Here is a 22,592-nt window from a genome sequence, read left to right as displayed (position 1 = left end):
CTATCTCCTGCGCTCGCACCCATAGCACGCACGGAGGTCAGGCATGCTTCAGGAAACGCGGATACTCTTCGACCACAGCCGCCACAAGTTCAGTGTTCGCGGCCTGGATACTCAACTCGACCTGCTCGCTTTCGAGGGTGAGGAAGCCCTCAGCCAGGTCTTCACCTACCGCATCGAATTCACCTCTTCGCAACAGGACATCCCGGCCAGCGCCATATTGGGTCAGGACGCCCAGTTCAGCCTTTACCCGCCCCCCGTACCCGTCCCCTACGCTGGCATGGCCATCCCGCCGGCCAAGCCGCTGCGCACCTTGTACGGCGTGGTCAGTCGATTCCGCCGTCTCTCCGGCTCCAGGGATGAAGCGCACTACGAAGTACTCCTGCAGCCGCGCCTCGCTCAACTGGGGCGCGGCAAGCAGTACCGCATCTACCTGCAGCAGTCGGTGCCGGAGATCGTCGAAAGCATTCTGCGCAGCGACCGACACCACCTCCGCGGGCAGGATTTTCTCTTCGACCTCAAGCGCGGCGACTACCCCAGCCGTGAGCAGGTCATGCAGTACGGCGAAAGCGATTTGTCGTTCATCGAGCGCATCTTGGCTGAGGCCGGAATCTGGTACCGCTTCACCACCGACGAGCGCCTGAAAATCGATGTCGTGGAGTTTCACGATGACCAGAGCAGTTACCAGTTCGACGTTCGCCTGCCGTTAAGACCGCAGTCCGGTACCAGCAGCAGTGGCCAGGATGCTGTCTGGCGATTGCAAGCCAAGCATGGCGTCGTCGACAAGGAGGTGTACTTCCGCACTTACGACCCACGCAATGCCGGTGCCTACCTCGATGGCGATATCGACCAGACCCGTGGTGACACCACGACTTACGGCGAGGCCTACCACTATGCCGAGCCCTACACCGTACTGGGCGACCGCTACGACCAGGATGCGCAACTGGAGTCGGGTTTCTCCTACGCTCGTCTGCGCCATGAACGCTACCTCAACGCGCAGACCTGTCTCAGTGGCTGCACCAGCAGCGCATTCCTCGCCCCCGGCCAGGTCCTGAGCGTCGATGGTGGCGCCCCGGAGGCCTTCGGCCCCGGTGCCGTGATCACCCACCTACGTACCTGCGCTGCCCGCGATCGCAGCTTCGAAGCGAACTTCGACGCCATCCCCTATGCGGAGAACATCTGCTTCCGCCCACCGCTGCTCGCCAAACCCGTCATCGCCGGCACCATCCCTGCCCGCGTCAGCAGCCCGCAGCCCAACGACCTCTACGGCCATATCGACAGGGAAGGCCGCTACCGGGTCAGCTTCCTATTCGACCGCGACACGCCCAGCTGGAGGCCCGGCCACGAGAGCATGTGGGTACGCCTGGCACGGCCCTATGCGGGGGAGACCCATGGCTTCCACTTCCCGCTGATCCAGGGCACCGAGGTCGCGATATTCTTCCTCGAAGGCGACATCGACAAACCCTACATATCCCACGCGCTGCATGACTCCCGGCACCCCGACCTGGTGACCTTGCGCAACTACCGCTACAACAGGATTCGCACGCCAGCCGACAACGAGCTACGCATCCACGACCTGCGCGGGCAAGAGCACATCCACCTGCGCAGCCCCCACAGCGGGCAAAGCCAGCTCAACCTGGGGCACCTCGCCACCGACGATCTGCCGCCTTACAAACGCGGCGAGGGCTTTGAACTGCGCACCGATGCCTGGGGTGCCCTGCGAGCCGGCAAGGGGCTGTTCATCAGCGCTGATGCACAGCCCAATAGCCAGGGCCAGGTACTCGCCATGCAACCGGCGGAAGGCCTGCTCAAGGGCGCCGTGAACCAGATGGCGGCGTGGGCCGAAACCGCCCAGTCCCACCACAGCCTCGCGCCGGAGCGTAAAAGCCTGCGGCGCCTGCAGGCCGATGCCACGCAACTCAGCGCCCCCGCCTTGCTGCTCAGCGCCCCCAACGGCATTGCCGCCGTCAGCCCGCAAAGCATCCTGCTCGACAGCGCCCAGGCGCTCTACCTGCAATCGGCGGGGGAGGTCAACCTCGCCAGCGAAGACCGCCTGCACGCCAACAGCCGCCAGGCCATGTCCCTGCTGGCACAGGAGGAGGGCATGCGCCTGGTCTCCGGCAAGGGGCCGTTCAACCTCGAATCCCATGCCGACACCCTGAGCCTGATCGCGCAGAAAGACATCACCGTCCAGTCCACCCAGGGCCACCTGCAGATTACCGCCAAGCAGGGCATCACCCTTGCCAGCGGCGGCGCCTATATCCGCCTCTCCCCGGACGGCAAGGTCGAGGTGCATGGTCCAACCATGCTCAGCCTCAAGGGCCAGCACCGCCTGACGCAACCCACCAGCCAGGACTTCCCGTTGCCGGAGTTGCCCACCTCCGTCTGCAAGGACTGCCTGAAGAGAGCCCAGGCCATGGCCGCCGGTTTCGCCACGAGGGAGTCCTGAAATGTCCAGCACCTTCATCACCCAGTGGATCGACCTGCTTGACGCTGCCTGCGGCGAAGTGCCCACCGCTTATCTGGACCTGATCATCGACCAGGCCGCGGGCGAGCGACCGTTGATTCCCTCCGTCAAGGCGGTGCACCCGCCGCTACCCTGGCGCTCGCTGTTCACCGGCCTGCCCGAGGAGAGCGCGGAAGATCTGGCCCCACTGCTGGTGCGCATCGACCTCCACCACCCCACCCAGCGCAATTGGCTGCAAGGGCTGCTCAAGGCGGTGGCCGGCAAACCGCAGGTAGTGGCGCTGGCCAGCACCTGGCCCTTCGACACCCTGGCCGCTTACCTCGGCCGTTGCCTGGAGGCGCGCAACGGTGGGCAACTGGGCCTGCTGCGCTATTACGACCCGCGTCTGTTCGCGCTGCTGATCGAGGATGTACTGCAGCCCGAGCAGCAACGCCAACTGCTGCGCCCGGCGATGTTCTGGAGCTGGGCCGACCACGACGGCCTGCCGCGCCGCTTGCTGGGTCATGGCGCGCCCGCGCACAGCAGCGCGCAGTTCCAGCGCATCGAACTCAGCGACCTGCAGGTCGACACCCTGATGTGTGCCAGCGATGCCACCTGCGCCCTCGCCACCTTGCCGCCCGAGGCAAAGGCCGGGCGCTCCGCCGAGCAGTGCTTCCAGCTCGCCTATGCCGCCATGCGTGAAGCCAGCGCCGCCGGCCTGATCGATGACCGGCAACGCCTGGCCCTGCTGCGCCAGCGTCTGGCCCAGGTTTGACTATTCAAGAGGAAACGCACGCCATGCCAAACCCCATCTCCCGCCGCCTCGCCATGGCCCTGGTGCTCCTCGCCGTCGGCGGTTGCGCCAGCGCACCGATGCCGGCCCAGGCCAGCGGCGGCACCCTCGATGCCGTCAACCATACCCACTGGGCCATCAACCATTTCAGCGTCAATGGGCAGAACGCCGTGGACATCATCGGACCGTACCAGGGCGGCGGCGGGGGATGTTGTTTCTCCGTGCCGGCGCAGTGGAAACCGGGGATGACGGTGCGGGTGGAGTGGGAGACAGGCGTTGGCGAAGCCTGGGATTTTCCTGGTTTTGGGGACCGTGCCAGGTATGACGCCTGGCTAGAAAAAATTGACTCCCAAAAACGCCAACACACCCAAGTGGTCCCGGTCCCGAACTACACCGGCCAGGAAACCTGCGGCATCACCGTGCACTTCCTACCCTGCGACCAGCTCAAGGTGACCACCTCCTGCCTGACCTATAGCAACCCCAATTACCCCATCAAGTTGCCGCTGCAGATGCCGGAGCCCGCCTCATGTCCGAAGTGAAATCCGTCGACAATGCTGCCTTCCCGCCGCAGTTCCCCGTGCAGGGGCGTCTGCCCAGCCAGCCGCACCGGGTGGCGCTCAACCTCGAGTGCCAGCGCGACCTGGAAATCGCCTACCACAACAGCCTGTGCCTCGCCGCCGGGCGCCGGGTGGTGCCACCTTGCTGCAAGACGCTGCGCATCAGCCTGTTCTTCGATGGCACCAGTAACAACCTGAACCAGGATGTGTTCATCGCCAAGGTGAAGCACCCGACCAATATTGCCCGGCTGTTCCGTGCCAGCATCGGTGCCGGCTATGCCGGTGCTACCACACTGAGCAAAGGCGCCGAGAGCCTGCTGGATGCGGACGGCGTGGGTGGCGGCGAATACTTCAAGTACTACATGCCCGGCGTTGGCACGCCCTTCCCCGAGGTGGGCGACCTGGACTACACCGCCTTTGGCCAGGCCGCCGCCGGCTACGGCGAGGAGCGCATCAACTGGGCGTTGCTGATGCTCATCGACGCCCTCAAGCGTTCCCTGCAAGGCAACAAGCTCACCCGCGTGGGGGCCTTGGTCAAGGCCATGGGCACGCCGATGTTTCCCGAGGTGGGTGGCGCGGCCAACCGCCGTGGCGAATTCGAGCGCCAGCTCAAGCTGTTGGCCGAGCCGCTCCGCATCGCGCTGGAGCAGCCCGCACCGGGTCACCCCAAGCTGCTGGGCCTCAAGCTCTACGTCTACGGCTTTTCCCGCGGTGCGGCGGAGGCGCGCACCTTCGTCAAGTGGCTGACCGAACTGCTGGTGCAGCCCGAGCCGGGGCAGACCTGCGAGCCTTGCCTCGCCGTGGGTGAGCTGAAGCTACCGGTCAGCATCGAGTACCTCGGCCTGCTCGACACCGTGGCCTCGGTGGGCGTGGCCCACGCCGTGCCGCTGTTCGACGGGCACATGAGCTGGGCCAGCGGCACCCAGGAACTGACCTGTGGGGACACCCACCCGGACCTGCTCAAGCGCTGCCTGCACATAGTCGCTGCCCACGAGCAGCGCCTGTGCTTCCCGCTGGATTCCATCCGCCGCAGCGATGGCCAGTACCCGCGCAACAGTGTGGAAGTGGTGCATCCTGGCGTGCATTCCGACCAGGGGGGCGGCTATACGCCGGGGGTGCAGGGGAAGGCGATTGGTAAGGATGACCGCATGCTGCTTTCGCAAATTGCACTGAACGATATGTATGCTGATGCGTTTACTCGTGGCGCCCCGTTTAAAGTTCCACCAGCTGCTCTCCCAAAGGAGCTGCAACACGAACGTTGGCGGTTCATGGGGCCTGAAGTGATACGAGAGTTTGATACAGGACCAGAAGTTGTCTCCCGCTTCAACGCCTGGCGCCAACTCACCCTTGGCCTGGCCAACTCACCCGACCCGCTGCCCGATGATCAGGTCCATCAGTACGTCCCCGTGGCCAGCGGTACCAACCTGGAAGAAGCCCTGCGCGTGCAGATGGGCTGGATCACCGCCTGGCGCATCGATCGCTACGCCTTCGACACCCTGAAGGGCTGCACCTTCTACAAGGAAGCGCCGGACAAGGAGGGCACCCCCGCCGCGCGCACGGCTGCGGAAAAAGCCCGCGACGCCAAACAGGACGAGGTCAAGAAGAACCGCCGCCAGGCCGAAGCCGACGCCCGGCTGGAGCCCAGCCAGGAAGCCCCGCCGCTGCAACCGGGCGTGCAGGACTACGACCCGCAGATGGATCAGGTGCAACTGCGCGAGGCCGCCCAGGAGTTCGGCGAGGACTACCGCAACACCCGTCGCGAACCCACCAGCCTGGCGGAATGGGCGCTGCACAGCCTCCCGATGCAGGCCGTGTACCTGATCAACGGCGACGACGAAGGTGAGGAATATCGGCGCATGAAGGCCGCCGGGCAATCCCACGTGCGCGAGCTGTTCCCGCCGCCGCGCGGCCAGCAGAACTTCCTCAGTGAAACCGAGCGCGGCGAGGTGGACGAACGCCTCAACGCCGACCAGCCCAGCGGCCTGCTGCGTGCGCTGTTCGACGACCAGGTGCACGACTCCCGCGCCTGGTTCCTGCACGCCAAGTTTGGCACCCGCGAGCCATGGAACAGCTACTTCCGTGAACGCATGGTGTTTTTCGGCAGCGAATGCAACAAGCCATTCTCCCTGTTCAGCGTGGCCGGCGGCATCGTCGGCGCGGCGATGATCGTCGGCGGCGTCATGCTGATCAAGAAGCAGAAGGGCTGGGCCGGCAAGCTGGCCATGGCCGGCGCCCTCTCGCAGTTCGACATCATCGACCTGCGCAATGGCCTGCCGCTGCCGATGCTGGCCAACGCCGCCGACCTGCAGGCGCCGACTACCCACGTTGGCGCCCTTGTCGCCCAGCAGACCGAGGCCATCGGCGCGCTGCGCCTGCAACAGGCGCAACAGGCCATCGATGCCCACTGGGAAACCTTCGTCGCCCAGGCCCGGGAGCAGCTCGATGCCCAGGTCTGAATGCCTTAGCCTTGTTTCTGGAGCCAACACCATGCGCACGGTCCGTCAGCCTTTTTTGCTTGGCGCTCTATTGGCCGTCACCGGCTGTGCTGGTACGCCCGTTCCCGCCCAGGCGGGCAGCGGTACCATCGATGCGATCAACCACACCCATTGGGCCATCAATCATTTCAGTGTTAACGGCCAGGGCGCCGTGGACGCAATTGGTCCGAATCAGGGAGGGGGGGGATGCTGCTTCTCCGCGCCTGCGCAATGGAAGCCGGAAATGACGGTGCGGGTCGACTGGGAGACCGGGGCAAGTGGTGTCAGTGAGCTGGCCGATGAGTTTCCGGGCTTCGCTGATCGAGCTAAATATCGCGCCTGGCGCGCAAAAGTAAACGCCGAAAAGCGCCAGCACAGCCGAGTCGTCCCGGTGCCGAGCTACAGCGGCGAGGACACCTGCGGCATCACCGTGCACTTCCTGCCCTGCGACCAGCTCAAGGTCACCACCTCCTGCCTGACCTACGACAACCCCAACTACCCGGTCAAGGAGCCGCTGAAGCTGCCCGAGCCAAAGTCGTGTCCGCAGTGAAGTACTGGCTATTGGTTGCCATGAGCAAGGAGAGCTGAACATGAAAGCCATAGTGCGCAAAGGCGACACCCTGAGGCCGTTTGGTGGCGTGGTGCTGGAGGGGCACTACGAGTGCGATGGCCTGCCCATGGCCTGCGTGGGCGATGCGGTGCGTTGCAACAAACATGGCATGACCCGCATCGAGGAGGGCAGCGCCCTGAGTGAAATCGACGGCCGCCCGCTGGCGCTGGATGGGCACCGCTGCGCTTGCGGCTGCACCCTGGTCAGTTCGCTACCCGATACCCAGGTCGAGCTATGAACGCACCGCCACAGTTCGATGCCTACCCTACAGCGAGTGCGCCGGCCTACGGCCGCTGGTTGGCCGCTGGTACGACCTTGCTGGCATTGCTGGGCGCCGCCGGGGTATTGCTGCGGCCTTTCATAGAGCCACGCGTGGCTGCGTTGCTCGCGGCTGCGGTATTGCTGGTGTGGTTGCTGGCCTTGTCGCTGCGGACGCTGCATTACCGACTGAATCGACATAACGCTTACCTCTATGACCAGGAAGTGGCACGGGTCGAACGTGTCTGGTGGGTGCGACACCGCCAGCGGGTAAGTCTGTGCGATAGCCTGCTCCTGGGGCCGGCCGGCAGCACCGCTGAACATTGGCAACAACTGCTCGCCGGGCAGTTGCGCCCGCCGGAGCCGGTTCCGGAGGGCGAGGCCAGCGCGCTACGCCTGCTCTCGGTGTTTGCCAACGACCGCGCAGAGCGCGAGGTGCAACTCGCCCAGTTGCTTGCCCAGCAATGGCGCGAGCAGTTGCCGGCCACGCTGGCCAACGCGCCGCTGGCTTGCTACTGGCAGGGTTCAGAGGCTGCCTGGCAGGCGTTGCTGGCGGATATGGCCCCCCATTGCCCCGACTTGCCGCTGCCGGCGCTGCCGGAGCCTTGGCAAGGGCAGAAAACCCTGGAGACCATCATCGAGCGCCTGCAGCGTGCGCCGCAGGATGCGCGCATCCTCTGTGCTGGTGTCCGCTCGCTTCCGGCAGACAAGCAGCAAGCATCGCCGGCGGGCGAGGCCGCGCTGCTCTGGCTGCTCGGGCGCCCAGGGCAGGGCGCACAACTGAGCCGGGGTGAGTGGTACGCCGTCGGTGGCGACAAACTCCATGCAGTGGCCGAACAGGCCTGCCGGCAGAGCCGCGTGGAAGAGGCGCCCGATGCCTGCGTGGCCTTTGCCCACGCCGAGGTGACGGAGCTGGACTGGCGTCTGGCAGGTGTGACTCAGGACGCCCACTGGGGGCGACTCGACGATCTTGAAGCCATGGTGGTACAGAGCCTCGCCGCGCTGTATGCGCAGCAGCAGGGCAAGCCCTGCGGTTGGCTGGCAAAGGATAGCGAGCATCCCTTGATACTTGGTATAGCGAGCCCGGCCAATGAGCACGCCTGACGTCAAGCCGCCGGTGCTCTGGCGCACCCTGTTGCTATTGGGCCTCGCACTGGCCTTGCTGGTTCTGCTGGGGGCCATCATCTGGTGGTTCGCTGAACCGCAGCGCGTGGCTAGCCGTGAGGCACTGAAACAGCTAGCCATCGACGCGGGTATCGCCTGGAGCTTTCTGCTCGTGCTGACCTCCAGCGGCTGGGCACTGAAGCAACTGAGCATCAGCGAACGCGTGCGCCAACAGGCGCCGCCGGTAGTGCATCTAGGCGCTGCCAAAGACGCCAGGGAACCTCCGCCGCTACCTGCCGTGCGCGAGGCGCTGCAATTCAACCACGGTCGCTTCTGGCGCCGCCACGTGCGCGTATTGCTGGTAGTGGGGGAGGCGGATGAGATCGACTCGGTGGCGCCGGGCCTGGCCGCCAACGGCGGTTGGCAGGAGGGGCAGGGCGCGCTGCTGCTATGGGGCGGCCCTGTGCAAGGACGCTGGGAAAGCGACTGGCCGAAGCACTTGCGCGAGTTGTCCTGGCGACGGCCGCTGGATGGCATTGTCTGGGCAGTGAGCGCGGAGCAGACGGACAAGCCAGGCGCGCTGGACCTCGGTACACGTCAACTGCAGTCACTGGCGCGTCGAATGCGCTGGCAGGCGCCCCTGTACCTCTGGCAAGTGTGCACCAGCAGGTGGGAACGGCCCGGTCGGAATAGCCCCGCGGTGGGTTGCCTGCTGCCGCCTGACGCTTCGGCGCAGCGGATCGAAACTGAGTTGCGCCGATTGCTGGCTCCGTTGCGCAATCAGGGCCTGGAACACATGAGAGCGGTCAGCAGTCGGGACTTCCTGTTGCGCCTGTCCCGCGACCTGGATGCGTTCGGTATCGCCCGCTGGCGCGATGCGCTAGCGGCGTTGTTGCCGCGGCTCGCCCATGGCCTGCCGTTGCGCGGTTTGCTGTTCAGCCTGACGCACAGGCCTGCCAACGAGGGCGCAGCCAGCAACTCCTGGTGGTCGGTGCCGACCTGGAAGGCCATTATCGAGGATCGCCAGACGCGCGGGCGTCGTTTCGGTTGGACCTGGCTGCGTGGCGTACAGGTGGCGGCACTGGGTTTGGCAGGCCTGTGCGCGGTGGCTTTGCTGCTGTCCTTCGCCAGCAATCGCAGCCAAGTCGCCTCGGCGGAAGCGGCGCTGGCGACGCTGAACACATCCACGGAACTCGACGCGCAATTGACGGCGCTCGATCAACTGACCCGCCTCATGACCCGCCTGGAACAGCGCCAGGAGAGCGGCGTGCCCTGGTACCAGCGCTTTGGCCTGAGCCAGAACGACGCGTTGCTGGTGGCGCTGTGGCCGCGCTTCACCCAGGCCAATAACCGGCTCATGCGTGATGAGGCGGCGCGCAGCCTGGAGCAACGCCTGAGCGCGCTGGCGAACCTGCCACCGGACAGCCCGGAGCTGAACGCGGGGGCGGCCAGCGCCCGCGATCAGCTCAAGGCCTACCTGATGCTGGCGCAGCCGGAGAAGGCCGATGCGGAATTCCTGGCCAGGCAGCTGGAGGCGGCGACTGTCGCCCGCCCCGGAGTGCAGCCGGCACGCTGGCAGGATTTGGCCCCGGGCCTGTGGGCCTTCTATGCGCGGCACCTGTCGGGGCATCCGCAGTGGCGGATCGCCCCCGACGCCCAGGTGATCGCGCAGGCGCGGCAGACGCTGCTGGGCCAACTCGATCAACCCGCGGTGGAGCAGGCGCTGTACCAACGTTTGCTCGACGAGGCGGGCAATCAGTTCGTCGACCTGGAGCTGGCTGGCCTGAGTGGTGAGAGCGATGCCACGAGATTGTTCGCTACGTCCATCCGCGTACCCGGCGCGCTGACCCGGCAGGCGTGGGACGGCTACCTGCGCGAGGCCATCGGCCGGATCGCCGAAGCGCGCCATGAAGAGCTCGACTGGGTACTCAGTGACCCGCAGCATCCACTGGCCCCTGACGTGCAACCGGAGGCGCTCAAGGCGCGGCTGACGTCGCGCTACTTCAGCGACTACAGCCAGGCCTGGCTGGGCTTTCTCAACAGCATTCGCTGGCGCAAGGCAGGCAGCCAGGCCGAGGCTATCGAGCAGTTGAGCCTGCTGGCCGACACACGGCGCTCGCCGCTGCTGGCACTGATGCAGGCGCTGGCCTATCAGGGGCGTGCCGCGGAGGAGGGAGAGCGCGGTTCGCGCAAGGACAGCGACCCTGTCGCGGGGGCTCCGGCAGCGCTGTCACCAATGGAGCCGGTGTTCGGCCCCCTGCTGACGCTGCAGGGGAAGAGGGCAGCCGCAGGCAATGGTCAGGTCAGTCTGCCGGCTTATCTCGCGCACGTCACCCAGGCCCGCACCCGCTTGCAGCAGGTCGAGAACGCGGCCGATCCACGGGCGATGGCCCAGGCCCTGGCGCAGGCCACTTTCCAGGGGCTCACCCTCGACACCCGTGACTATGGCCAGGTGGTTGCGCAAAGCCTTGGCAAACCGTTGGCGGCCTTTGCCCAGAACCTCTTCGTGCTGCCCCTGGACCAGGCCTGGTCGGGGGTGATGCAGTCCTCGGCAAATGACCTGAATCGCCGCTGGCAACAGGCAATTGTGGCTGACTGGCAGCGTGCTTTTGCCGGCCGCTACCCCTTTGTCGCCGCAGGGGCGGATGCCCCGCTGCCGTTGTTGGGACAGATGATTCGCTCGGGCGGGAGTATCGACCGGTTCATCGCCGAGGAACTGGGTGGGGTATTGCGCAAGCAGGGCAAGCGCTGGGTGCCGGTGGCGGGCGACAGTCAGGGAGTGCGGGTCAGCCCGGCCTTCCTGGGGGCGATCAATCGACTGGGGGAACTGGCCGATACGCTGTATTCCGATGGTGCCATGCGCCTGGATTTCCAACTCAAGGCCAAGCCGGTGCGTGATCTGGTGGAGACGCAGTTGATCATCGATGGCGAGCGGCTGGAGTACTTCAACCAGATGGAAAGCTGGCGGGCCTTTACCTGGCCGAGCCCGAATGATCACCCAGGTGTGTCACTGACCTGGAGCAGCATCAGGGCAGGCGCCCGCTTGTATGGCGACTATCCAGGCGGCTGGGCATTGATCCGCCTGTTGGAGCAGGCCAGGGTCACACCGCTGGCGGGTGACAGTTCGATCTATCAGGTTGTGCTGGCGGCACCGGATGGCATTCCGCTGACCTGGGAGATGCGGACTCAACGCGGTGCCGGGCCGTTGGCCTTGCTGAAACTGCGGGATTTCGAGCTGCCGCTGGAGGTCTTGCAGGGCGAAAGAGTTCGAGCATTAACCGGTGAGAGCCGACAAGGGAGGTAGATAGGATGGAACAGCGGATCAGTCTGACTCTGGAAATGATTGAGAAGGCGAGGGCGTTATTCGGTGATCAGTGGCACTGGGTGTTATGGGCTCTGTTTGCAGCCTATGTCGGGAGGGCGTGGGCGCGGGGATATCGCTTACTAAGGGATCATGCCGTCATTCCCCATCGGCGCTACAGGAGAGTCCAGGCGCTGATTGAGAGTGTTGGTAAGTTCTCAGAAGTCTCGGGTCTGTTGCATCAATTGGGTGAATTGGAGGCGTTTCAGTCGGCAACAGGCGTCAGAGCAGGCTGGCGACATGTTCTCGCTCTAAGTCATCTGTGCCGGGAAGGGTTCCTTTCTCCCAACGAACTCAAGGGTATGGCTCGCTTTATTGATACTGCTGACGATGGTTCGATTACCGCCAAATTCAATGGTTGGGATTGCTTCGTTTTCTGGTTCCTGTCGAGTTATGCCTGGCTTGCGTTCGTAACTGGAGTGCTCGTCTGGGTCATGCTTATTCTCAAAGATCCGCTGCCAGGCGCCATCGTTGGGCTCATGCTGTTCATGGGATTTCTGCTTGGCTCCGCGCTGGTGATGGGAGAAGCCAATATTCATGGACGAGCAAAGCGGTTAAAGGTCGAGATGGAATTATTTGATCTCCCGATCTGCCAAGCCTTGGTGCGTAACTGCAAGTGACGGTTTGCGCTATTTGACGGCCGTCGCATCGTCCTGATGAATCGATAGGCTGTCGCGCGGATTATGGCGGGAGGGGGTGGGCTGTTTGGTAGCAGGCGGACGCGAGCTGGTTCGACGGGGCGGTTTTCCGTACCATTGCCGGCCCTTCGAAGTCCCCGTTCCGAGTAGAAAAATGAAACCCGCCCGCCTGCGTGCCGATGTCCTGGCCGGACTGACCACGTCCTTTGCGCTGGTGCCCGAGTGCATCGCCTTCGCCCTGGTCGCCCACCTCAACCCGCTGATGGGGCTGTACGGCGCCTTCATCCTCTGCACCCTCACCGCGCTGTTCGGCGGCCGCCCCGGCATGGTCTCCGGCGCTGCCGGTTCGATGGCGGTGGTGATCGTCGCGCTGGTCGTGCAGCACGGCGTGCAGTACCTGCTGGCGACCGTGCTGCTGGGCGGGGTGGTGATGCTCCTGTTCGGCCTGCTGCGCCTGGGCAAGCTGGTGCGCATGGTGCCGCATCCGGTGATGCTGGGCTTCGTCAACGGCCTGGCGATCGTCATTGCCTTGGCCCAGCTCGAACACTTCAAGGACGGCGAGCATTGGCTCAGCGGTAACCCGCTGTACGTCATGCTGGGCCTGGTGGCGCTGACCATGGCGGTGGTCTACGGGCTGCCGAAGCTGACTCGCGCGGTGCCGCCGGCGCTGGTGGCGATCCTCGGCGTGGGCTTGCTGGTCTATCTGCTGAACCTGCCGACGCGCACCCTCGGCGACATGGCGCACATTGCCGGAGGCCTGCCGCCATTCGCCTTGCCGCAGGTTCCGTGGACCCTGGAAACCCTCGGAATCATCGCCCCCTACGCCTTCCTCATGGCCATGGTCGGTATCCTGGAAACCCTGCTGACCCTCAACCTCACTGACGAGATCACCGAGACCCGTGGCTTCCCGGACCGCGAATGCGTTGCCCTGGGCGGCGCCAATATCGTCTCGGGGCTGTTCGGCGGCATGGGCGGTTGCGCGATGATCGGGCAGACCGTGATCAACTTGAGTTCCGGCGGCCGTGGCCGGCTCTCCGGTGTGGTGGCCGGGGTGATGATCCTGCTCTTCGTGCTGTTCCTCTCGCCGCTGATCGAACGCATCCCGCTGGCGGCGCTGGTGGGCGTGATGTTCGTGGTGTCGCAGCAGACCTTCGCCTGGGCTTCGCTGCGGGTGCTGAACAAGGTGCCGCTGAGCGACGTGCTGGTGATCATCGCGGTGACCGCCATCACGGTTGCCACCGACCTCGCCATGGCCGTGTTCTGCGGCATCATCCTGGCGGCGCTGGACTTCGCCTGGAAGCACGCCCGCGAGCTGTACGCGGACATCCACGACGAGGCCGACGGCAGCAAGCTGTACCGTGTTCACGGCACGCTGTTCTTCGCTTCCACCACGCCGTTCCTCAACCAGTTCGACCCGGCGAATGACCCGCAGCAGGTGACCCTGGATTGCGCGCACCTGAGCTTCGTCGACTATTCGGCCATCACCGCGCTGATGACCCTGCGCGAACGCTACACCAAGGCCGGCAAGCATTTGCGGGTGGTGCACCTGTCCGAGCGCTGCAAGCAGTTGCTCAAGCGCGCCGGGATGCAGCACGCCTGAGCTTCGGCAGTCATTTGCCTGAGCAAGTCACTCCCGCGCTTCGCGTCAGTGGCGTGCTCCTGCAGACTGCAAGCGCCGCTGCCGGGAGCCCGACAGGGTTGTAGTGTGCGGGCTAGAAGCGCGGGCTGCCTTTGGCAAGCTTGAGCTGAATCCATGCCGCGACAGCGGCATCGACCGCGCTGCCCAGGGTGAGTTCTCCACCGAGCAGGCGGCACAACCAGTGTGCGAGCTGAATGCGCGCCTGTTGCTCGATGTCGACCAGGTTCGACTGCACGTCCTCCGCCTGCACCGCGCGGAATGTCAGTTGCCAGTGCAACTCGCCGTGGGGCAGGGGCTGGCAGTCGGCGGTGACCTCCAGTGGCGGCAGGCCGGCCTTGTCGAAGCTGCGTAGCAGCACCTGATTCAGCCGCAGGTAGCGGTTGGCGTCGATCCATCCCCAGGGCGCATCAGCACAAGGGTGCAACGGCACCGGCGGGTTGACGGCGTGCAGCGCCTGGAGCGTCAGTTCGTTGAGATTCTCCGATTGCGGGATGGTCAACACATTGCCCTGTTCCAGGCGAGTCAGTTCCAGGAGCACTTCGATCTTGTCGCGCATCTTGCCCATGTGCGCGTTGGACTGGTTCAGGGCCGCATCCTCCGGATGCCGGGCGCGGCTCGCGACAAGCAGCGCCTCCAGCGAGTCCAGCTCGGCGAGCAGGTCCCGGCCCGAGGTCAGGAGGAATCCTGTGCGGCTGCTGTAGCGGGACTCGAGGTAGGCCTTGGACTCCTGCAATTGCTCTACGTAGCGCTCGTGTTCGGTGATGTCGACCGAGGAGATCAGGATGCCGATGGGGTTGCCCGACTCTTCCTTCATGGGGACGCCGATCAGGCGGACGATGCGTTGCTCCGTATCGTTGTGCGCGTTGACGATCAGTGTGAACGGCTCGCTCGAAGCGGCGCCCTTGAAAAACTCCCTGCGTGCCTGCTGGATGTGTTGCGAGTCGACCAGGCCCATGGAAAAGATGCTGGCGCCCAGCATCTCTGCCTCGCTCTTGGCGTAGAACTCGGCGAACCGCGGATTGCAGGCCAGCAGGGTGCCTTCGAGGCTCCACAGGCTGACCGGGTTGGGAAGGATCTCCAGCAGTTGGGCCAGACGCCCGGGCGTCTGCGGTTGCGGGCCGGGGACGCGGACGAGGTCGCGGATCACACCGTCGTCCAGCAGGCCGCGCTGCCTGGCGGCTTGTACCAGATCGATCAGCGAATCGGTCTGGGTCTTCTCCAGCAGGCGGGTCTTGTAGGTGCTGACGGTGCGGTCGCTGATCGCCAGTTGCTCGGCGATGTCCTTGACCCGATAGCCTTGTGCCAGGTACTGCAGCACGGTCAGTTCCCGGGGTGTGATGCTCTCGGCCGTGGCTCCGGCGCTTTCGTGGTCGCCCAGGTCCGCCGGCAGGCGCGCGGGAAAGACCTTGCGCCCGCTGAGCACGAGCTTCACGGCTTCATCGAGCTCCTCGGGCAGGTCGCTCTTGTGGACGAACCCCGAGGCGCCGGCATTCAGGCACAGGCCCTGGTAATAGGCCCCGGAGAGATGGGTGAACACCAGCGTCTTCTGCCGCGGGGAAGTGCTGCGGAAGCGTCGCAGCATTTCCAGCCCGCCCAGGCGCGGCAGGTCCAGGTCGAGGATCAGCAGGTCCGGGTGCAGCTTCTGCACCAACCCCAGCGCATCGCGACCGTCCCCTGTTTCGCCGACCACCTCGTGTCCGGCTGCGACGAGGCGCTGGCGCAGGGCAGCACGAATGAAGGGTTGTGGATCGGCAATGAGGATTCGGCTCATTCGCTGGCTTCCTGCGCGGCGATGGGTTCGCTGCAAGGGTAGTCCGGCGATTCAGTTGGCGCAGGTCGCCGGTAACAGCAGGCCGATCTGCGCGGCCAGGTACAGCCCCGCGCCGAATATCAGGTGGGTCAGGATGCTGTGGAAGCGCGCCTTGCCGGGATGGGCCGTTTTCGCGGCGGCGATACCCAGGCCGAACGCCGGTTGCATCAGCAGGAAGGGCATCAGCACCGTCGCCGCACCGAGCAGCAGGGCGGGCAGCAGCGTGGGTGCACACAGCCAGTCGCGGCCCGTGGCGCCGGCCAGCAGCGCGGCGAACAGGACGCCGGTGAGGTAGTGCACGCTCCAGCCCAGTGCGTGCTCGCCGGCGATCGGCGCGGCCTTGCCAACGGCCGGGTGGCGAAAGCGCCCGCGCGGCATGTGGCCGACCCAGCGGCCGACCAGGGCATAGTCCAGCGAAGGCATGCCCAGCAGGTGTTTGCGCAGCAGCGCCCAGCCATCCATCAGCAGGGTGGCGCCGATACCGATGGCGGTGATGTGCAGCAGGGTGGCGATGAAGTGGGACATGCCGGGCTCCTCGAAAGTGTCGATGGAGCCCAGCATCCGGGTTCAACCGGACTTGAGGTCAAGCCCCGGTGGCGCGCTGGCTCAGGTTGGAGCCGATCACGTAGAACACGCCGCCGCCGACGATGAAGGCAGCGAGCATGACGAACACCCAGTGCGGCGCGAACAGTGTCAGGAAGCAACCCACCAGGATCGGCCCGAAGGCGCCGCCGAGGTTGGCCAGGTTCTGCGTGCCGTAGTACACGCCGCGCAGGTGTGGCGGGGCGATGCGGTCGATGAACATGTACTCGGCGGGGATCACGATGATCTCGCCCAGGGTGAACACCACCATGGCCAGTCCCCAGTGCCAGAGGCTGTGGGACAGGCCGAAGCCGACGATGCCCAGCACGAATAGGCCGAGGCCGACGATCAGCCAGCGTTGCAGGTGCTGGTTGCCGATGCGCTTGCCCAGCAGGTACTGCAGGGCGATCACCGTTACCGCGTTGACTCCGAGCAGCGTCTGGATCACCCGGTAGGCGTATTCCGCCGTGCCGGTGGCCACCAGGTATTGCGAGAGGTAGGCGGAAAACTGACCGAACACCACGGCGGTGAGCACGCCGCCGATGGTGAAGTACATCAGCCGGTGGTCCTTGGCCAGCACGCCCATGACGGCGATGAACGAGGGCGGCGCCACGCCTTCTGCCGGGCGCATGTCACGGTCGCCATAGCGCAGGAAGGCCAGCAGGAACAGGCCTCCCAGGGCTGCGGACAGCATGAAGGGAACATGCGTGTGCCACTGCGCCAGGGCGGCGCCGATGAAGGGGCCGATGGCGTAGGCGAGGTTGATCAGCGTGTAGCGGATGGAAAATGCGCGGCCCTGCTCGGCGGCGGGCAACAGGCGGCCGAAGATGGTCTTCACCACCACGTCGGTGACCGAATAGGCGAAGTTGAAGCCCAGCAGGAACAGGAAGAACAGCCACAGCTGGCTGGTCAGCAGCATGCCGGCGAAGGCCGCGACGAAGCAACTGCCGAAACCGAGGATCAGGCGGAAGCCGGGCAGGCGGTCGATCAGGAAGCCGCCGTAGAGGCTGAGCAATGAGCCGCCGAACAGGGCGCCGCCCATGATCAGGCCGATGCGGCTGACGGGAAGGTCGAACGTGGTCGAGAGGTAGATCACCAGGTAGGGCAGGGTGATTGCCCTGCCCATGGTCAGCAGGAAAGTGCCGCTGAGCAGCAGGTTGACCTGTAGCGGATAACGCTTGAGCGCGGCGAGCATTCCATGCCTCGGCTGTCGGAGGGAGCGGGTGGGCTCCCGATCCTAGCAGCACCAGCTTGGTGCATGGCAAGCGTCGGAAGCCCTGGCGGGCCCCCGACGTGCCCGCCGGGTCAGTTGCTGCCGTGCTTGCCTTGTGCCTTCAGCTCGGCGACGGTCTTGCCGCCCACGCCCCAGCTGTCAGTGGCGATTTCCTGGATCACCACGTAGGTGGTGGACGGCGGCTTGCGCAGTACGCGCTCGAGCAGTTCGGTAACGCCTTCGATGAGCTGGCGGCGCTCGTCGGCGGTGACGCCTTCATCGGTGACCTGGATGTTCACATAGGGCATTTCGTTTCTCCGTTGTTGTGCGATGGGGCCTTACCAGACGCCGGTGGTGGCGCCACCGTCGACGTTGAGGATGGTTCCGCTGACGAAGGTCGAGTCGGTCAGGTAGAGCACGGCGTCGACGATATCCTGCGGACTGCCGATCTTGCCACTGGGCGACAGACCACGGAGGAAGGCACGCACGCCTTCGTCATCGGCGTGCAGCGGGGTTTCGATGATCCCCGGCGCCACGGCATTGACCTGCACGTGGGAAGCCGCCAGCTCCAGGGCCAGCCCGCGCACCGCGCTGTTCAGGCCGCCCTTGATCAATACCGGCAGCAAGGCCGGGACTTTCACATTGGGCTGCATCGCGATGGACGCGGTGATGGTGACGATGTGCCCGCAACCCTTGGCCGACATATGCCGTGCGGCCGCCTGGGACGGGTAGAAGAAGCCCAGCAGGTTGGTGCCGACGATGGCGTTTACCTCTTCCTCGGTGTAATCGATGACCGGCTTGGGAGTGAAGATGCCGGCATTGTTGATCAGGATATCCACTTGGCCGAAGGCCTCGATGGCCTGGGCAAACAGGCGGCTGGCGGTATCCGCCTGGGCGATGTCGCCGGCCACGGCGAGGAAGTTGTGAGGGTTGCCCAGCTTGGCTGCGGCTTCCTCCAGGCGCGCCTGGGTACGGGCGTTACCGACCACGTTGTAGCCGCGTTCCAGGTAGGCGCTGGCGATGGCGAAGCCGAGGCCGCTGGAAGCGCCGGTGACGATGACGGTCTTGCTCATGGTGGATTCTCCGAGAGAGGAGCGGGGCGGTGTGCCCGCGTCTTGGAGGCCAATCTAGGCGGCATTCGCTGCTTGAAAAATGAGGTCCATGGTATTTGAATTGATACCTCATGTAATTAATCGAGCCGTGCCATGACGCGCCACTTCGACGATCTGCAACTGGGCAGCATCGAGCTGTTCTGCCTCGCCGCGGAAACCGGCAGCTTCACCGCCGCCGCCAACCAGGCCGGCATCACCCCGGCGGCGGTCAGCCGCTCGGTGGCGCGGCTGGAGCAACGCCTGGGCGTTCGGCTGTTCGTGCGCACCACGCGGCAGATGCGCCTGACCGATGACGGCCGCAACTACTTCGAGCAATGCCGCCAGGCGCTGACTCAGCTGGTGGATGCCGAGCGCGCTGTCAGCGGCGGTCAGAGCATCGTTTCCGGGCGCCTGCGCATCAGTGTGCCCACGCCCTATGCGCACTATCGGTTGTTTCCGTTACTGCCCGAGTTCCGCCGGCGCTTCCCGCAGGTGCTGGTGGATGTGCAGGTCAGCAACCGCAACATCGATTTCGCCAACGAGGGCTACGACCTGGCCATCCGTGGCCGCGACCCGGCGGACTCCAGCCTGGTGGCGCGGCGTCTGGAAGACGCGGAGAACGTGATCGTCGCCACGCCCGGGTACCTGGCACGCGCCGGTACGCCGCAGACGCCGGCGGACCTGGTTCATCACGAGTGCATCCAGTTCGAGTTGCCCAGTACCGGGCGGCGCGTGCCCTGGTCATTCCGGGTCGACGGCAAGCCTGTCGAGATCGAGACATCCGGCAGCCTCACGGTGCTGGAGGATTACCTGGCCACCGCCACCCTGGCCAAGTGCGGGGGAGGGCTGATGCAGGCCTATCGCTTCACCGTGCAGGAGGAGCTTGAGCGAGGCGAGCTGGTGGAAGTGCTGAAAGACTTCGGCCAGACGACACGGCCATTCCTGCTGATCTACCCCCACGCGCGCCATGTGCCGTCGCGGGTGCGGGCGTTCATCGAGTTCATGCTTCAGGCCCGCGCGTAGGATCGGACTTTGTCCGCGATTGGCCTGCCCTGTGCCGTGCGGTTCGCGAGCAAGCTCGCTCCTACAGGGTCTGCAGTGTGCGCTCTTTGTAGGAGCGAGCTTGCTCGCGAACAGAAGGTAGGGCGGATAACGCGCCAGCGTTATCCGCCCTACGAAACTTTATGCCCGCGCGTAGGAGCGGACTTTGTCCGCGATCGATTCATCACCGCTCCACGGGGCAAGGAGCTGGGCGAGGCCATCGCGGAAAGAGTCCGCTCCCACACCGTGCCCAGCCGCAGCGTTTTTGCATGATGGTGCAGCGTCGGACAAGGCGAAGACCAGGATGCTATCGATACGATTTAAGATACAAACAATTCGCATTTACAAAGAATTTACATCTGCATACACTTTGGCTCCCTCGCCGGCGTACCACCACGCTGGCATTCGCCAACCCGAGTCATTGCGCCGCCAGAGCGCAAAACCTCGCACCAAGGATCCTTCAGCAGATGAAAGACGTAGCGTCGGGAGCGCTCCTGCTCGGTCTCTCCAGCTTTGCTCTCTCCGCGGTCGCCGCCCCCGTGGCCATCGACCTGCCCAAGCAGCCCCTGGCCGCTTCCCTGGAGCAATTGCAGTCCGCAAGTGGAATGCGGATTTCCTATGATCGTGCCCAGATCGCCAAGGTTGGCGCGCCGGCACTCAAGGGCAACATGGAGCCGAGCGAGGCACTCGACCGTCTGCTGGCGGACAGCGGCCTGCAGGGCACGGTCGACGGCAACAGCGCGCAGGTCAGCGGTACCGCGCGCAGCGGTGCAGCAGGCAATGACAGCGTCGACCTGGGCGCCACCGAAATCGTCGGCGCCGCCAGCGTGGCGCCGGGTACCACCGAAGGCACCGGTTCCTACACCACCGGTGTGATGCAGACTTCCACCAAGCTGAACATGACCGTCCGCGAGACGCCGCAGTCGGTCAGCGTGGTCACCCGCCAGCAGATGGAAGACCAGAACATGCAGGACCTCGACGACGCGATCCGCGGCGTCACCGGCATGACCGTGCAGCAGTACGGGCCGGCGCGGGTGAGCTACGCCGCGCGCGGCTTCGACGTCGACAACATCATGTACGACGGCCTCGCCACCAGCATTTCCACCTACACCCAGGACGTGATTTCAGCGGCGGACCTGGCGATGTTCGACCGCGTCGAAGTGGTGCGCGGCGCCACCGGCCTGATGCAGGGCGCTGGCAACCCGGCCGCCGCGGTGAACATGGTGCGCAAGCGCCCGACCCAGGACTTCCACATGAGCCTGGAAGGCAGCGCCGGCACCTGGGACCGCTACCGCAGCCAGGTCGACGTCTCCGGCCCGCTGAACAGCGAAGGCACCCTGCGTGGACGCGCGGTGGCCGCCTACGAGACCCGCGACAGCTTCCAGGACGTGGTCAGCGGTGAACGCGGCGTGCTCTATGGCATCACCGAAGCCGACCTGAACCCGGACACCACCCTGACCCTGGGCGCGTCCTACCAGAACGACAACAAGAACGACAACTGGGTGGGCCTGCCGGCACCGCTGGGCGGTCGCCACCTGGACCTCAAGCGCTCCGATTATTACGGCGCCGACTGGTCCTACTGGGATACCACCACCACCCACCTGTTCGGTGATGTGGTGCACCGCTTCGACAACGGCTGGCAGATGAAGGTGGCCGCCGACAAGCTGTGGGCGCGCATCGACATGCTCGGCCTGTACAACAGTTGCTACTACACCGAAGGCTGCCCGAGCATGACCATGGGGCCGGGCAAGTACGCCTACACCGACGACCACCAGAGCTACGACGCCTTCGCCAACGGCCCGTTCCAGGCCTTCGGCCGCGAGCACGAACTGGTGTTCGGCGGCAGCTACCGCGAAGAGCGCTTCGACGGCCACGGCGGCTGGGGCGACCTGAGCTACAACGATGGCTCGCCGGTGACCCCGTTCGACCCGACGAAGTGGGACCCGGGTTCGGTGCAGAAGCCGACCATCGATATGAATCTCTGGAACATGAAGCTCGACCAGGAGCAGAAGGGCGCCTATGTCACCACTCGCCTGAACCTCGCCGACCCGCTCAAGGTCATTCTCGGCGGGCGCCTGGACTGGTACGAGGCCGACCCGCACAACGACACCGGCACCCAGAAGGTCACTCGCAACGTCACCCGCTACGCCGGCGTGGTCTACGACCTGAACGACGTGTACTCGGTCTATGCCAGCTACACCGACATCTTCAAGCCGCAGAGCAGCTTCGATTCCAGCGGCAGCCTGCTTGACCCGATCACCGGCAAGAACTACGAGATCGGCCTCAAGGGCGAGCACTTCGGCGGTGCGCTGAACACCCAGCTGGCGATCTTCCAGATCGACCAGGAAAACCGCGCCACCGACGACACCAGCGGCCCCTCGCCGTGCCCCAGCTCGCCAACCTCGATCTACTGCTCGCGCGCCTCGGGCAAGGTGCGCAGCCAGGGCGTGGACATGGAAGTCAGCGGCGCGATCACCGAGAACTGGCAGGCCATGGCCGGCTACACCTACGTCGACGCCAAGTACAAGCACGACAGCAACGAGGATAACGTCGGCAAGCAATTCGACCCGAGCAAGCCGCGCCACCTGTTCAAGCTCGCCACCAGCTATACCCTGCCGGGCGAGCTGCACCAATGGCGCGTCGGCGGCAACCTGGTGACCCAGAGCCAGACCGAGGACACCACCACCGGCTTCCAGCAGGGCGGCTACACGGTGACCAACGCCATGCTCGGCTACAAGGTCAACGAGAACATCGACACCCGGGTGAACTTCAACAACATCTTCGACAAGTACTATTACAGCGGCATCAGCTTCGGCAACCTGAACTACGGTGAGCCACGCAACCTGATGTTCACGGTGAAGTACTCGATGTGAGCCGCCTGGCCTGAACGAAAAAGCCCCGCATCGCGGGGCTTTTCCTTGCCTGTGATTTCACTGGTGTGCCAATGGCCTTCGGTGCTTTCGTAGGATGGCGTGGAG

At 65.1% G+C, this 22,592-nt stretch carries 17 protein-coding genes; 12 read left to right on the top strand and 5 right to left on the bottom strand.

The window, feature by feature from the left end; all coding sequences use genetic code 11:
* Positions 1-43 precede the first annotated feature (43 nt).
* From vgrG to N5C91_RS15995, 10 genes are all read left to right on the top strand, one after another.
* Positions 44-2,446 carry a type VI secretion system tip protein VgrG gene (gene vgrG, locus N5C91_RS16040; RefSeq protein ID WP_279830453.1) on the top strand — a complete coding sequence of 801 codons (2,403 nt, stop codon included), beginning with the start codon at positions 44-46 and terminating at the stop codon, positions 2,444-2,446.
* Between the two features lies 1 nt (position 2,447).
* Entirely contained in the window at positions 2,448-3,218 is a 771-nt protein-coding gene (locus N5C91_RS16035) for a DUF4123 domain-containing protein (RefSeq protein WP_279830451.1), read from the top strand.
* 98 nt (positions 3,219-3,316) lie between these two features.
* The gene (locus tag N5C91_RS16030; RefSeq protein WP_279830804.1) at positions 3,317-3,775 is read left to right on the top strand and encodes a DUF3304 domain-containing protein; all 459 of its coding nucleotides are present in this window, start codon (positions 3,317-3,319) and stop codon (positions 3,773-3,775) included.
* Positions 3,763-6,249 carry a DUF2235 domain-containing protein gene (locus N5C91_RS16025; RefSeq protein ID WP_279830450.1) on the top strand — a complete coding sequence of 829 codons (2,487 nt, stop codon included), beginning with the start codon at positions 3,763-3,765 and terminating at the stop codon, positions 6,247-6,249. Before N5C91_RS16030 ends, N5C91_RS16025 begins: the two co-directional genes overlap by 13 nt.
* A gap of 31 nt (positions 6,250-6,280) precedes the next feature.
* Positions 6,281-6,817, top strand: a complete 537-nt coding sequence (locus N5C91_RS16020; protein WP_279830449.1) for a DUF3304 domain-containing protein — start codon at positions 6,281-6,283, stop codon at positions 6,815-6,817.
* A 40-nt stretch (positions 6,818-6,857) separates the two neighbouring features.
* Positions 6,858-7,115, top strand: a complete 258-nt coding sequence (locus tag N5C91_RS16015; protein WP_279830447.1) for a PAAR domain-containing protein — start codon at positions 6,858-6,860, stop codon at positions 7,113-7,115.
* Complete coding sequence (locus N5C91_RS16010; RefSeq protein ID WP_279830446.1) at positions 7,112-8,239, top strand: hypothetical protein; 1,128 nt, start codon at positions 7,112-7,114, stop codon at positions 8,237-8,239. The genes N5C91_RS16015 and N5C91_RS16010 overlap by 4 nt, the downstream gene beginning before the upstream one ends.
* 13 nt (positions 8,240-8,252) lie before the next feature.
* Complete coding sequence (locus N5C91_RS16005; RefSeq protein ID WP_279830445.1) at positions 8,253-11,543, top strand: ImcF-related family protein; 3,291 nt, start codon at positions 8,253-8,255, stop codon at positions 11,541-11,543.
* A gap of 5 nt (positions 11,544-11,548) precedes the next feature.
* Positions 11,549-12,220: a hypothetical protein gene (locus N5C91_RS16000; protein WP_279830444.1), complete on the top strand. Its 672-nt coding sequence runs from the start codon at positions 11,549-11,551 to the stop codon at positions 12,218-12,220.
* Positions 12,221-12,392: 172 nt separating this feature from the next.
* Positions 12,393-13,838, top strand: coding sequence for a SulP family inorganic anion transporter (locus N5C91_RS15995; protein ID WP_236174102.1), 1,446 nt, complete (start codon positions 12,393-12,395; stop codon positions 13,836-13,838).
* 112 nt (positions 13,839-13,950) lie between these two features.
* Here the strand turns inward: N5C91_RS15995 and N5C91_RS15990 are convergent, their stop codons facing one another.
* From N5C91_RS15990 to N5C91_RS15970, 5 genes are all read right to left on the bottom strand, one after another.
* Positions 13,951-15,648 carry a response regulator gene (locus N5C91_RS15990; protein WP_279830442.1) on the bottom strand — a complete coding sequence of 566 codons (1,698 nt, stop codon included), beginning with the start codon at positions 15,646-15,648 and terminating at the stop codon, positions 13,951-13,953.
* A 51-nt stretch (positions 15,649-15,699) separates the two neighbouring features.
* A complete protein-coding gene (locus tag N5C91_RS15985; protein WP_279830440.1) occupies positions 15,700-16,212 on the bottom strand; it encodes a DUF2938 domain-containing protein in 513 nt (170 codons plus the stop codon).
* A gap of 58 nt (positions 16,213-16,270) precedes the next feature.
* Positions 16,271-17,464, bottom strand: coding sequence for an MFS transporter (locus tag N5C91_RS15980; protein WP_236174099.1), 1,194 nt, complete (start codon positions 17,462-17,464; stop codon positions 16,271-16,273).
* Positions 17,465-17,574: 110 nt separating this feature from the next.
* Complete coding sequence (locus N5C91_RS15975; protein WP_279830436.1) at positions 17,575-17,790, bottom strand: 4-oxalocrotonate tautomerase family protein; 216 nt, start codon at positions 17,788-17,790, stop codon at positions 17,575-17,577.
* Between the two features lie 30 nt (positions 17,791-17,820).
* Complete coding sequence (locus N5C91_RS15970) at positions 17,821-18,555, bottom strand: SDR family NAD(P)-dependent oxidoreductase (RefSeq protein ID WP_279830434.1); 735 nt, start codon at positions 18,553-18,555, stop codon at positions 17,821-17,823.
* Positions 18,556-18,687: 132 nt separating this feature from the next.
* Between N5C91_RS15970 and N5C91_RS15965 the strand changes: the two genes are divergently transcribed.
* A complete protein-coding gene (locus N5C91_RS15965; protein WP_279830432.1) occupies positions 18,688-19,596 on the top strand; it encodes a LysR family transcriptional regulator in 909 nt (302 codons plus the stop codon).
* Between the two features lie 485 nt (positions 19,597-20,081).
* Positions 20,082-22,487: a TonB-dependent siderophore receptor gene (locus N5C91_RS15960; RefSeq protein ID WP_279830429.1), complete on the top strand. Its 2,406-nt coding sequence runs from the start codon at positions 20,082-20,084 to the stop codon at positions 22,485-22,487.
* The last annotated feature ends 105 nt before the right edge of the window (positions 22,488-22,592 follow it).

The sequence above is a fragment of the Pseudomonas sp. GD03903 genome (genome assembly GCF_029840045.1).
Taxonomy (GTDB): Bacteria; Pseudomonadota; Gammaproteobacteria; order Pseudomonadales; family Pseudomonadaceae; genus Pseudomonas; species Pseudomonas pseudonitroreducens.
This window is presented reverse-complemented; position numbering and strand designations above follow the sequence as displayed.